General features: G+C 30.2%; 10 protein-coding genes, 2 tRNA genes and 3 rRNA genes. 3 read left to right on the top strand and 12 right to left on the bottom strand.

Translation table 4 applies throughout. The features are described 5' to 3' along the window. Positions 1-212 precede the first annotated feature (212 nt). From pepF to N1F73_RS01785, 3 genes are read left to right on the top strand one after another with little or no spacing between them, the layout of a single operon-like run. Entirely contained in the window at positions 213-2039 is a 1827-nt protein-coding gene (gene pepF, locus N1F73_RS01795) for an oligoendopeptidase F (protein WP_260359727.1), read from the top strand. A gap of 12 nt (positions 2040-2051) precedes the next feature. Continuing rightward, positions 2052-3845 carry an ABC transporter ATP-binding protein gene (locus N1F73_RS01790; RefSeq protein ID WP_260359725.1) on the top strand — a complete coding sequence of 598 codons (1794 nt, stop codon included), beginning with the start codon at positions 2052-2054 and terminating at the stop codon, positions 3843-3845. 9 nt (positions 3846-3854) lie between these two features. Continuing rightward, complete coding sequence (locus N1F73_RS01785; RefSeq protein WP_260359724.1) at positions 3855-5687, top strand: ABC transporter ATP-binding protein; 1833 nt, start codon at positions 3855-3857, stop codon at positions 5685-5687. Between the two features lie 28 nt (positions 5688-5715). On the opposite strand, the gene N1F73_RS01780 is transcribed toward N1F73_RS01785, so the two are convergent. The 12 genes from N1F73_RS01780 to rpsG form a co-directional block, all read right to left on the bottom strand. Beyond that, positions 5716-6546: an HAD family hydrolase gene (locus tag N1F73_RS01780; protein ID WP_259290152.1), complete on the bottom strand. Its 831-nt coding sequence runs from the start codon at positions 6544-6546 to the stop codon at positions 5716-5718. An 84-nt stretch (positions 6547-6630) separates the two neighbouring features. Continuing rightward, on the bottom strand, positions 6631-7068 hold the full coding sequence (locus N1F73_RS01775) for a carboxymuconolactone decarboxylase family protein (protein WP_259290151.1): 438 nt from the start codon (positions 7066-7068) through the stop codon (positions 6631-6633). 158 nt (positions 7069-7226) lie between these two features. After that, a 5S ribosomal RNA gene (rrf, locus tag N1F73_RS01770) occupies positions 7227-7332 on the bottom strand. Between the two features lie 379 nt (positions 7333-7711). Next, a 5S ribosomal RNA gene (gene rrf / locus N1F73_RS01765) occupies positions 7712-7817 on the bottom strand. A gap of 39 nt (positions 7818-7856) precedes the next feature. Further along, positions 7857-8552 (bottom strand): pseudouridine synthase, encoded by a 696-nt coding sequence (locus N1F73_RS01760; protein ID WP_260359722.1) that lies wholly within the window; start codon positions 8550-8552, stop codon positions 7857-7859. Between the two features lie 8 nt (positions 8553-8560). After that, positions 8561-9316 carry a hypothetical protein gene (locus tag N1F73_RS01755; RefSeq protein WP_260359721.1) on the bottom strand — a complete coding sequence of 252 codons (756 nt, stop codon included), beginning with the start codon at positions 9314-9316 and terminating at the stop codon, positions 8561-8563. A 121-nt stretch (positions 9317-9437) separates the two neighbouring features. Further along, positions 9438-9543, bottom strand: a 5S ribosomal RNA gene (gene rrf / locus N1F73_RS01750). Positions 9544-9646: 103 nt separating this feature from the next. Then, a tRNA-Lys gene (locus N1F73_RS01745) sits at positions 9647-9722 on the bottom strand. A gap of 22 nt (positions 9723-9744) precedes the next feature. Continuing rightward, positions 9745-9831: transfer RNA gene (locus N1F73_RS01740), tRNA-Leu, on the bottom strand. 114 nt (positions 9832-9945) lie between these two features. Further along, positions 9946-10737: a diacylglycerol cholinephosphotransferase Mf1 gene (gene mf1, locus N1F73_RS01735; protein ID WP_259290148.1), complete on the bottom strand. Its 792-nt coding sequence runs from the start codon at positions 10735-10737 to the stop codon at positions 9946-9948. Positions 10738-11148: 411 nt separating this feature from the next. After that, positions 11149-13239, bottom strand: coding sequence for an elongation factor G (gene fusA, locus N1F73_RS01730; RefSeq protein ID WP_259290147.1), 2091 nt, complete (start codon positions 13237-13239; stop codon positions 11149-11151). Between the two features lie 6 nt (positions 13240-13245). Then, positions 13246-13716, bottom strand: coding sequence for a 30S ribosomal protein S7 (gene rpsG, locus N1F73_RS01725; protein WP_259290146.1), 471 nt, complete (start codon positions 13714-13716; stop codon positions 13246-13248). Between the last annotated feature and the right edge of the window lie 15 nt (positions 13717-13731).

Raw genomic sequence — 13731 nt, 5'->3', positions numbered from 1 at the left:
TTATTTAAGTCTTTCATAATGGAGATAATTATATTAAACAATCGCAATTGTGAATAAAATTTGCGAAGATTTTTCGGCAATAATAATTCAATCTATTAATGCTCACTGAAATTATCATTTAGCCTTTAATTTAACGCTATTATCGGTATAGAAATAATTCTACTTTGTAATATAATTAATAATTATTAATTAAAAGGAAAGGAGAAAAAAAGATGAAACAATACAAAAAATTGAGCGATGTTGATAAAAAATATCAATTTGATTTAGAAAGTTTATTGAACGGTAATGGCATTGAAGATTTATTCAATGAATATCAAACAAAAATGCAATATTTTATTGATGTTAAAGAATCTAAATACGACAATATTGATGCATATATTGAATATTTGAATAAATCGGCCGAAGTTGGTGTGCTAACAAATAGAATTTCTAACTATCTTTCGAATAATTCTAATCGTGAATTAACAAATTCTAAATACTCAGAACTAAGTAATAAATGAGATCTAATTAGTCAAAAAATCAGTGAACAAATTGGGTCTGAACCTGTTAGATTTTTCAAAAATATTGAAAAAATCAAATCATGAATCAATGACCCTCGTCTATCGAGTCACAGAAAAAATTTAACTGATGCAATTAATGATTTTGAGCATAAGCTAGATGATAATGTTGAAGAATATATTGTCAAACAAGCAAATGCAACACCATCGTTCGAAGGTGTTTTTGATTTAATTACTGATGCAGAATTAGATTATGGATTTATACAAGATTCAAAAGGTAAAAAATATAAGTTATCACCTGCATTACGTATTAAATTCATGAAATCAAACGATGCTGTGCTGAGAAAAAATACTTATTTGAATTATCAAAAGGCAAATTTAAGACACAAAAATTCATTGGCTAATTTGTTATTCCAACAATTCAACACGATTGCAACCGAAGCAAAAATTAGAGGTTATAAAGATTCAGTGAACATGCTGACTTTTAGTGATAAAGTTGATGATGAATTATTACAATCATTATTCCAAAAAGTCAGTGGTCTTAAAACTATTATTGCCAAGCGAAATAAATATTTTAAAAAATTTTACGAAGCCAAGTTTAATGAGAAATTTCGGCCAAAATATGACTCGATGCGTGAGTTAGTAAAAGTCAAATCTACTTTCACTGTAGAACAAATGAAAGATATTGTCCTTGAAGCATTAGAACCTTTTGGACAAGAATATACAGATATTGTCAAAAAAGCTTATAGTGAAAATTGAATTGACTATATGACAATAGACAATAAAATTTCTGGTGCATATTCAATAGGTTCAACATATGGTTTAGATAAAAAATACATTTTAATGAACTTTGATGGCGATTTAGGTTCAGTTGAAACCTTAGCCCACGAATTAGGTCACTCAATGCATTCTTATTTCAGTGATAAAAATAATGAAATTCATAATGCTTCATATCCAATATTTTTAGCAGAAATCGCTTCGATATTTAACGAGCTAATGCTATATGACCATTTATTGAAAAAATCTAATAACGATAAATTCAGATTCAAAATTATTGAATCAATGATAGATGGCTTTATTGGTACTGTATTTAGACAGACATTATGAGCAAATTATGAGTATGATTTGTATAAAAACATTGAAGAAGGTAAAATTGGACCAAGTTATGAAGCAATAGCAAAATTGTATTATGAAAACAATTTAAAGTACTCAGTTAAGAAAGCAAAATTCAATAGCGATCAGCAAATCGCAGCTGTAACTGTGCCGCACTTTTATTACGGTTTTTATGTTTACAAATATGCAATTGGACAATTAGTTGCTAACTTTTTCTATAAAAAATACAAAAATGAAGGCCCAGCCTTTTTAGATACTTATATCAAAGAATTTTTATCAGCTGGTGATAGAAATTATCCACTTGATACGCTTGCTAAAGTCGGTGTAGATTTAAAAGATGATAACTTTTACAAAATTGGTTTTAGTTATTTCGAAGAACTTGTTGAAGAATACATCAAACTTGGTAAGAAAATCTTTAAAACCAGTTAAAAAGGAGGTTAGATGATTAAATTAATGAAAATGCTCCCTAAACGTATTAAATGAATCTTTGCCCTCGGGGCATTATTAGTCTTTTTAGGTGTTTTGGTTAGTTTGACAATTCCTAATTTTATATCGCAATTTATAAAACTATTGTTTTCGGACGCACCAATTGTCGATCATATTGAAGTTTTAAAAAATTGACATATTTTTAACAATATGCCAAAGGTTGATGTACAGAATAAATTGATAATTATTATTGCTTTACAAACAACATTGTTATCGCTATTTACATTTGCATCAACATTTGTTTTTGTGTTTGCTGCCGAAAGATCATCGCTATTTTATCGGAAACAACTATTTAAAAAACTTAACGCTTTAAGTTTAAAAAATATTTCTGACCTAAAACCTGAATCAATAATGACAAGAATTTCAAATGACGTTGCAATCTTTTGAAACTTTCTTGTTGGCGGATTGAGAATGATGGTTAAAGGTTTTATTATGATAGTAGGTGGAGCAACAATTGCGTTTTCAGTTGACTGAAAAATGGCATTAATTATTTTGCCAGTAATACCTATTATGATGGGTGTGATGGTCGCTATTGGTAAATTTGCCTCGCCATTGATTAAAAAAACTCAATGACAAGTTGAAAAAGTTACTAAAGAAATCGACGAAAACATTAAAGGAATTAGAACAATAAAAACATACAATCTCGAAAACGAAAGATTGGAAAAATTTAGAAATTCTAACAATACTTGATTCAAATTAAATTCAAAAGCTGCAACTATAATCACTTCCTTACACCCAATATTTTTTACAGTCAATAACTTTATTGTTATTGGAATATATATGTTTGTTAGAGGTGAGTATATTTCGAAAACAGCTACTGATAATACAGTAGTGCAAATGAATATATTTATTGAATATCTTTGAATGATTGCTTTTGGAATTTTACTAATTACAATGTTTTTAAGATTTGCCTTCAGAGCAAAAATTTCTGCAGTCAGAATCAGAGAGGTATTGATCGCAAAAGAAGACAAATTAGTTGTAGAAAACGGAATAAGAATCAATAATAATGAAGAACAAAATCTTGATATTACAATAGAAAACTTAAATTTCAAATACTATAAAGATAACCCCAATTATTCTTTAAGTGATATTAACTTACACATTCCGTATAAATCAAGTTTAGGAATTATTGGTTTATTTGCTTCTGGAAAATCAACTCTAGTTAGCTTGCTTTTAAATAACTATGTTTATGATGAAGGTTCAATTAAAATTGGTAACCACGAAGTAAATCAAATCAATACAAAGGACCTATTAAATACAGTAGGTATTGTTTATCAAGACGCAATGTTGTTTTCTGGTACAATTCGTTCAAATATGCAATGAGCAAAACCTGATGCAACTGATGAAGAGATTAATACTGCTTTAAAAAATGCTTGTGCTTATGATTTTGTTTACAAATTTGGTGACAATTTAGACCATAAAATCACGCAAGGGGCAACAAATATTTCTGGCGGGCAAAAACAAAGACTTTCAATTGCTCGTTCATTATTGCGTAAACCAAAAATTTTAATTTTAGATGATTCTACAAGTGCTTTAGACAACATAACCACAAAACAAGTAATTGAAAATATTACTAAAAACTATAAATGTACCACTATTTTAATTTCACAAAAAATTGGTGCTTTAAAAAATTGCGAGAATATTATTGTGATGGATTCTGGAAAAATTATTGCTAAAGGAAAACACGAACAATTGGTAGAATCTTCGCCATTCTATGCACAAATACACAAAAGTCAATTGGAATTATAAGGAGGGAATATGAATACACAAAAGTCTAAGCGTAAATTCGGTTCCACATTAGGAATCATTAAACTTGTTACAAAATATTCTGGACGCTCTCCTTGATTATTTGTCTTCGGAATTTTCACAACCATTATCAACTCGACTGCTTATATTGCCGGAATAATGATGGGTGGTATTCTAGCTTCAAAATCATTTACTCACGCAGCCTTGCAGGCTGATGCTAAATTTAATGATACATTTTTTATCTCAATGATTGTCGCTATGGTCTTTGTCTTCTTAATTTTTGGTATATTTAGATTCCTCGAATTCAAAATATATTTAATATTAGGTTTTTCAACAGCCATGAATATGCGTCGTTTAGGGATGGAAAAACTATTAAAAATGCCTGTTTCGTATTATGATACACACAAAACCGGTGATTTAATTTCCACTTTAATCAATGATGTCAATAATATTTCAATGACTCTAAGTCAAATATTGACGCAAGCTTTTTCAAATATTGCTCACCTGTTAATTACCATTACAACAATGATAATTTACAGTGCCAATATTACTATTATTGTTATATTAATAACATTATTCCTATTTTCTTTTGGTTTCATAATGATTAAAAAAGCACGTCCAAATGTTGAACGTGTTTGAGATGAATTTGGAAACCTAAACGCCTTTGTTGAAGAAGGTGTTAAAAATATGAAAATCACAAAGACTTTTGGCCGTCAACAAGAGTCGACCAAAAGCTTCAATAAAATAGCTAAAAATATTTATCGTAACGCTTTTAAGGCTGACTTATGAACCGAAATGTTTATTCCATGGTTTATTATGTCAACTAATATTATTGTTTTAGCTGCCGCAGCAATCATTGTCGTGTTCAAAAACAATAATATTGCTTTATGAAGCTTGTTGCAAGTTTTGGGTTTAAATAGCAATGGCCCTGATCTTGGTTTTTTCCTAGCTTATATTGGTTATATACATAACGTAACAGGCGCATTTCAATCAATTATTAGTACAATTTTTGGATCACAAAACGGTGTTATTTCCACTGTGCGGATCAATGAAATAGCCCAATTAATTGAGCCTGATACTTCTAACGAAATTAACGAGTTAAAAAACGTTAAAGGACACATAAAATTTGAAAATGTGTGATTCAGATACAATAGCAATAAAGATGAATGACACTTAAAAAACGCTTCATTTGAAGCTCTGCCAGGCCAAAGCATTGCTCTTGTGGGGCCTACAGGGGCAGGAAAAACAACTGTTATTAATTTATTAAGTAAATTCCATAATTACGAAAAAGGTTCAATAACAATTGATGGCGTTGAATTAAAAACTATTAAAAAAGAAAGTTTAAACCAATACATGGCTGTTGTTTTACAGGATTCATTTATGTTTAAAGACACAGTTTATAACAACATATTGATTGGAAATAAAAACGCAAGTGAACATACGATTTACAATTCAACCAAATTAGTTTCAGCTCACAATACTATCCTAAGACTTGAAAAGGGATATCACACAATGCTAGAGGATAATGATATGTTGTTGTCCAAAGGGGAAAAACAATTGTTAGCAATCTCGAGAGCAGTTTTAGGCGATAAAAAAATCCTTATTTTAGACGAAGCGACTTCTAATATTGATACAAACACTGAGAAAATTATTCAAGATGCTTTAGCAAATTCAATAATGAAAAACAAAACCAGCATTGTTATTGCGCACCGTTTGAGCACAATCAAAAATGCAGATCTAATCTTGTTTGTTGAAGATGGTGAAATTGTTGAACGTGGTACACACCACGAATTAATTGAACAAGATGGCAAATACGCCGCTTTATATAAATCACAGTTCGCATAAAAGTAAAAAACAATAAAGCTAATTGACTTTATTGTTTTTTTACTTTGTTTTGGACAAAATATTTATATAAACCACCATTTTTATGATTTGGTGCAATTTCATCAGCGACCGATTTAAGTGAAGGAGTCGAATTTCCCATCGCTACCAATTTACCAACATAACCTTTTAAACACGAGTCCGACATTGAATCGCCAATATGAACAGTATTTGATAAATCAATATTATTAATGCGACAATACTCAACAGTGGCCATTGCTTTGTTTGTGGTGATGTCTGTAATTTCGATTATGTAATTGCGGCTAGCGGTGTATGAGTTAGTTAAATTAGGAAAATTTTTTTCAATTTGTTTAAGAATTTTTTTTGAAAATAAATTTGTGTGAAAAGCAAAGGCGATTTTCGTAATTTGTTTGTGTTTTGATATATCAAAATCTTTAAATAAATTTATTGACTTTACCCAACGCTTAATTGTTATGTTAGCTAAAAATCTTTGAATTTTATTTTTTACATAAATATGCTCGCCTGTAGCATCATAAACCATAAATAATATTTTTTTTGATATTGCATAATCAACAATTTTTTGCACTGTTTCATTGCAAATAGGGTTAGCTAAAACACGCTCACGGTTGATGTAAACTTCGGCACCCGATGAACTAATAATATCATGAATATTTAACTGTCTCATTGCCTGTTGAACTCTAAAATCAGAATAACTGCGGCCTGTCGAAAAGACAACATTAGCGAAATTTTTAAGAATTAAAATAGCACTTAAATTTCTGTGCGAAATTCGACTAAAACCTCTTTGATCAAATAAAGTTCCATCAAGGTCAATAAAGTATGTAATTTTATCTTTTGGTTGCATGTTTGTTAATTATAAATAATTTTATTTTAAAACCTAAAAATCTGACAAAATACTATATAAAAAACAGCAAATGCTGTTTAAAAACTAATTTTTGTGTTTAACTTTGCTTACTAGTGCAATTCTATTTCATGTGTTAATCGCAATTGCATTCATCATTAAATCAGAAATTTCGGCTTCATTAAAGAATTTTGATAATTCTTCAAATGTTTCATCACTAAGAGCAACATTTGAAATATGTGTTATTTCTTCTGTCATTTTTAACACTGCTTTTTCTTTTTCACTAAATAATGGTGATTCAGTTCATGCTGGTAGTGCAAAAATTCTACGTTCTGTTTCACCTGCCTCTAAAGCCGCTTTTGTGTGAATTTCTAAACAGTAAGCACATTTGTTAATTTGTGATGCTCTAACTTTAATTAACTCAATTAAAATTGGGCTTAAATTAGCTGAAATATGTGCGTTTAATTGAGATAAGATTTTTGTTGATTCTGGGTCTTGTTTTGCAATAACTACTCTTTTGGTCATTTTTTTGCTCCTTTTTGCATTTTTTCATTTTTTTATGCAATTATTATTTTAAATTAAAACACATTAAAAACAAAATTAATTTCTGCCAGAATATTTTCCAAGCAAAAATAAATACTTAATTAGGAGCTTGCTATCAAATTACACAAAAAAGTATAAAAAAATAGCAGCTCCCTATTTTCCCATCTCTGGTATCGTCGGCACTACAAGGCTTAACTACTGAGTTCGGAATGGTATCAGGTGATCCCTTGCGCTATAACTACTGATAAAATAATACTATATTTTGCAAAAAAGCAAAATAATTTTTTAATTTATTTTTAATAAAATTTTTGCATTTATTAATAAATGAATATATTGAAAGTTAAACTACGTTTTTATATATTGTTAATAACGACGATCTTTATTATCAACAATATATGATAAAAATTCTGTGACAATTGACGAATCAATTTTGTTTAAATATAGCTCCATAAGTGTTTTTAGATCAAAGTGATATAGGTTAATGTAAACATACGTCTTATTTTTGACATGGGTGTGAATATAATTGCTGATTACATCAGCATTAGGAGCATTAAACTAATATTTTTTTGTCAATAACAAAAGTAATTAGTTTTTGATTATTAAAAATAATTTAAAAAAATAAAAAAAATAGCAGCTCCCTATTTTCCCATCTCTGGTATCGTCGGCACTACAAGGCTTAACTACTGAGTTCGGAATGGTATCAGGTGACCCCTTGCGCTATAACTACTGATAAAATAATACTATATTTTGCAAAAAAAGCAAAATAATTTTTATATTTTTTTTAGGGAGTTAATTATTGACTCATCAATTTGTCTTAACTCGCCTTTTTTCAAGTCTAGAGGTAAATTTATTGAACCAAAACTTATTCGTTTCAAGTATGTTACTTGATATCCGAAAAATGATAACATTTGCTTCACCTGATGAAATTTGCCTTCATAAATAGTCAACTGACAGATATTTTTGGCAATAAAATTGAATTTATAATCCTTAACCACATGGTTTTGGATTTTGATATCACCTGTATAGTTTTTTATGTGATCATCAAAATCTTTATCAACCTCAACATGATATGTTTTAGGCACATGATTTTGTGGTTTTAATACTCAATTTGACCAACTTCCATCATCAGTTATGATTAATAAACCTTCCGTATCTTTATCTAGTCGCCCAACACAAAAATATTGATTTTTCTTTAAATTTATTAGATCAAAAATTGTTTGTTGATTTTTATCTGTATTAGCCGATAAATAACCGGCAGGTTTATTGAATAAATAGTAATGATATTTTGTCAATGTAATAGGCTGATTTTTAATTGAAATTGCGTCATTTTCAATATCAACTTGAATACTTTTCAATATTTTTGTTCCGTTTACAGCAATATCACCTTTGCGAATCATTTTCGTTATTTGTGCGCGTGAGAATTGCGTTGAACGAGCTATTATTTTTTCTATTCTTTCTTTTGGCATACTGATATTTAGTTTGAAACAGGTCCGTCTGGACTTGGATTAGATTGGTTTGTGTTGCCTTGTGGATTATTAGCTTTTTGTTTTTCTAATTCAGCAAGTTTTTGTTGATCCTCGTTTGTTATTTTTTTGATAATTTCAATCACATTATCGTATTGTTTCTTATCAAAAGCAACAAATAAAGACGTCAACGAATTTGTAAAGTAAAATTCGTATTCTTTTGGTAATTGAACATTTGGCGCATAATCACTTACTGTTGGTAGTATTGATAAACCATAAACAACTTTACCATTAGAATAGTCAAACGGCGCTAATGATTGAGAAACTAAATAGTCTTTATCACGGTATTGAATTGGTTTCATTGTTGTATTGCTATTTGAAATATAAACAAGAAATTTATCTTTGAAAAACTCTTTATTGAACACATTAGAAATTTTAAAATTACTTATGGCATCAGGCACTTCATCTCAATCGATGTCTTCAGTTAATTCGAAATTGTTATAAACTAAAAAACCTGGAAAAACTTCGCTGGCTGTTAAATCGTTTTCTAGAATTAGAATCTTATTATCGTGTGGTTGTGACTTTAAAAAATCAAGATAGCTGTATTTTTCAATATTATTTGTTGTAATTTGTTTTGCAATATTATTAGTTGAACCTTGATCTCCGACATCATTTTTTGTATCTTGTTTTGCAATATTATTCGTTGAACAAGAAGCGGTTAAAATTGGTAATATCGTCAACAATGACGACAATGCTATTTTTTTCATATTTCTCCTTATTATTTGCATTTTTTATTATGTAAATAATATCAAAGAAGAAAAAAAATTGAAAAATAGATTTTAAGGTTCTTGATATTATTTATTTCTATTTTCTAAAAAAATATAAAAAAAATAGCAGCTCCCTATTTTCCCATCTCTGGTATCGTCGGCACTACAAGGCTTAACTACTGAGTTCGGAATGGTATCAGGTGATCCCTTGCGCTATAACTACTGATAAAATAATACTATATTTTTTTTATAATCCAAATATTTTTTATATTTTTTTTAAATAAAAATAAAAAAAATAAGCTTACGCTTATTTTGGTCAATTTCTTGAAATGGTACGCCCTAGAGGATTCGAACCTCTGACCCAATGGTTAAAAGCCATTTGCTCTACCTGCTGAGCTAAGGGCGCATTTAGCGATCTTGCGATCATTTGGTACCCAGAACTGGACTTGAACCAGCACGGTGTTACCACCGAGGGATTTTAAGTCCCTTGCGTCTACCTATTCCGCCACCTGGGCAACTTCTTAAAATTGCTATTTAATTATAGTATATTTTTAAAAAACAAAAAAGTTTTTTTTATTTTTTTTATAAGCGAAATAATTAGTAACAAAAATTAAATAAAATAGCTTATTTTATTCTTTTTGTTTGCCCATTTCATAATATCCATAGTAAATTGATTTAGATGTTTTGATTGGCGTTTTTCATGTTTTGCCATACCATTGTTCTAAATATTTCTCAGTATTATTTAAACACATGTATTTTCTGCCACACATTTCAATTGAACTTGGTGAATTGAAATCAACACTTTCAATTAAACAATAATTACTTTTGTCTGGTCAAACGGTTAAAGCGTATTTATCAGAGTTTGCAACATATAATTTATCATAAACTGCTTGGAATGTTAAACCTTTTAGTCATCACATGCTCAATTTAACAAAAATTCTTGCAAGTGTTTTAGCAATTTTATGATTAAAGTAATATTTAACATTTGTTCAGCCACGTAATCCTTTTGTTTTATAAATTGGCTTAGTTAAATATTTTTTAAAAACTTCAGCGCTGCTTGGCACGACAACAAAGAGGTCGATATATTGTGAGTTTGGATCTTTCACATCGACATTTGAAAGCGAGTCAACAAAACGAGGAAATGTTAGAAAATGATGCTTGGTATTTTCATTTGTAACAATTCGATCGGGGTATTTGGCGATTAAAAAATCAAGAGCTGATTTAGTAATGATTATGTCAATATCAGCATCTCATTCAATTAAGTCATTATTTCTAACGGCACCTAATAGTGTTCCGTATGCCAATGAATACTTAAAATTATTTTGTGTAAGAATATCAACAAGTTCGTTAAGCAATTTTAAATTGCCTTGTTGTCTTTTTTTAATATTTGGCAATAAACCAGGATTATTATTAATTTTCATAGACAAAATTATTATAAGACTAAATTGCATTTATTGATAAAAAAAGATAGGTAAAATTAGCATATGAAATAAAAAACAAAAGTTCTCATTTGTTAAATTCAAAAAAGTGGAACTTTTGTTTTTTATTTCACGCATTTATTGGTAAAAAAGATAAGCAAAATTACAATAAAATAACGAGTAAAGTATGCTGTTTTTCTCAAAAATTACCATTAATAAAAAAATATAATTTTTTTCTTGAAAATAAATAATTATTTGATATAATCACTCAGTAACTATGTTACGATAAAAGTGTTATCCCTTTTAATTATTAATTTATTTTTTATACACCGACAACCTAATGGTTGTTATTTTTTTACTATTTTTTAAAAAAGAAAAATAAAGCCATTTTAAGCATGGCTTTATTTTTATTAATTATTCATCGTCATCATTTTTGATGTTACGTGTTTTAATAACTTGATCAGCAATATTTTTTGGTGTTTTTTCGTAGTGATCGAATTGCATTTGGTAGTTTCCACGACCAGCAGTCATACTACGTAAATCAGTTGCGTAACCAAACATTTCTTTCAATGGAACGTGTGAACGAATCACGTGAGCACCATCATTTCTAGTTTCGTTATCAACAATTTGTCCTCTACGACGAGTTAAATCACCCATAACGTCACCAAAGTAATCTTCAGGTATAACAACAGCAACGTCCATAATTGGTTCAAGTAGAACTGTTCCTAATTGATCTTTAGCTTTGGTTAGAGCTTTAGAAGCAGCAATTTTATAAGCCATTTCTGAAGAGTCGACATCGTGGTATGAACCATCAAATAATGTAGCTTTAATATCAATCATTGGGTAACCGGCTAAAATACCGCTTGCCATTTTATCTTCAAGACCTTTTTGAATTGATTTAATGTATTCTTTAGGAATTTTACCACCAACGATTTTGTCCACAAATTCAAACCCTTTATCTTTGTTAGGTTCAAATTTAATTCAAACGTGACCGTATTGACCTTTACCACCAGATTGTTTAATGTGTTTTCCTTCAACTTCAGCTTCGTTAGTAATTGTTTCACGGTATGAAACTTGTGGAGCACCAACTTTAGCTTTAACACCGTGTTCACGTTTTAGACGGTCTACGATGATGTCTAAGTGTAATTCACCCATACCAGCAATAATAGTTTGACCGGTTTCTTCATCGGTGTAAGTTCTAAATGTAGGGTCTTCGGCTGCTAGTTTTTGTAAACCTAAAGCCAATTTTTCCATAGCATCTTTTGTTTCAGGTTCTAAAGCTTGTGAAATAACAGGTTCTGGGAATACCATTCTTTCTAGAACGACTTTTGGTGATTTGTCAGCAACTAGAGTATCACCTGTTGTAGTAGCTTTTAGACCAACTAAGGCGTTGATGTCACCAGCATAACATTCATCGATTTCTTCACGTGAGTTAGCGTGCATTTTAATGATACGTCCAATACGTTCTTTAACGTCTTTAGTTGTATTGTAAACGTATGAACCTTTTTGTAACACACCAGCATATGTACGGAAGAAAGTTAGTGATCCAACAAATGGGTCAGTCATAACTTTGAATGCTAAAGCCACGAATGGGTGATCATCTGTAGCTGGAACTGAAACTTCTTCGTCTCCTAAATATCCTTTAATAGCTGGAACATCTAGTGGAGAAGGTAAGTAATCTACAGCAGCTTGAATCATTTTTTTAACACCTTTGTTTTTGAAACTTGTTCCACAAATACATGGGAAGAAAGTAGATGTTAAGGTCGCTTTACGAATCATTGCTTTAAGTTCATCTTCTGTTGGTTCTACACCTTCTAGAAGTTTCATCATAAATTCGTCATCGTATGTTGAAAGAGAGTCAATTAACATTGCTCTTCTTTCTTTAGCAACTTCTAAGTATTCAGCTGGAATTTCAGTTACTTCTGGATTTTCTTCAGGTTTTCCGTCGTAAATGTATGCTTTCATTTCAACTAGGTCAATAATTCCTGTGAAGTTTGATTCAGCACCAATAGGTACTTGAATAGCAACTGCATTTCCGTTTAGTCTTGATTTAACTGAGTTAACTGACATAAAGAAGTCAGCACCCATTTTATCCATTTTGTTTACATAAACAATTCTAGGTACTTTGTAGTTTGTTGCTTGTCTTCAAACTGTTTCAGTTTGAGGTTCAACACCACTTTGGGCGTCAAGCACAGTAACTGCACCGTCTAATACACGAAGTGAACGTTCAACTTCAACTGTAAAGTCAACGTGTCCTGGAGTATCAATAATATTGATTCTGGTTCCTTTTCAAAAGGCTGTTGTTGCGGCTGAAGTAATGGTAATTCCACGCTCTTGTTCTTGAGCCATTCAGTCCATTTGTGAAGCACCATCGTGGGTTTCACCTAATTTGTGAATTCTACCTGTGTGTAGCAAAATTCTTTCTGTTGTTGTTGTTTTCCCTGCATCAATGTGGGCCATAATACCGATATTACGGTAGTTTTTTAATTCGTATTGTCTAGCCATAATATCTTATCATCTAAAGTGAGCAAAAGCACGGTTAGCTTCGGCCATTTTGTGTGTATCTTCACGTTTTTTGATTGCTCCACCAGTTTTGTTTGATGCATCAATGATTTCGTTAGCTAAACGAACATCCATTGTTTTTTCGTTTCTTAGACGTGAATATTGAACTAATCATCTTAATGATAAAGTTTGTTTTCTACGTGCTGAAACTTCTGTAGGAACTTGGTAGTTTGTACCACCGATTCTTCTTGTTCTGATTTCCAATTGAGGAGTAATGTTTTCAATTGCAGCTTGAAATACTTCCATTGGTTCTTTGTTTGTTTTTTCTTTAATAATGTTAAAGGCTGAGTATAGAATGTCTTGCGCTACGGATTTTTTACCATCTAGCATAATTGAGTTAATCAACTTTGTAACTAGAACTGAATTAAAAATTGGGTCAGCAAGTACTTCTCTAACTGGAGCTTTGTGTTTTCTTGACATAATTTTCTCTCTTTC

It is taken from the genome of Mycoplasma sp. HS2188 (assembly GCF_025209835.1).
Classification (GTDB): domain Bacteria; phylum Bacillota_I; class Bacilli_A; order Mycoplasmatales; family Metamycoplasmataceae; genus Mycoplasmopsis.
The sequence above is the reverse complement of the archived record's forward strand: the minus strand, read 5'-3'. Positions and strand labels throughout refer to the sequence as shown.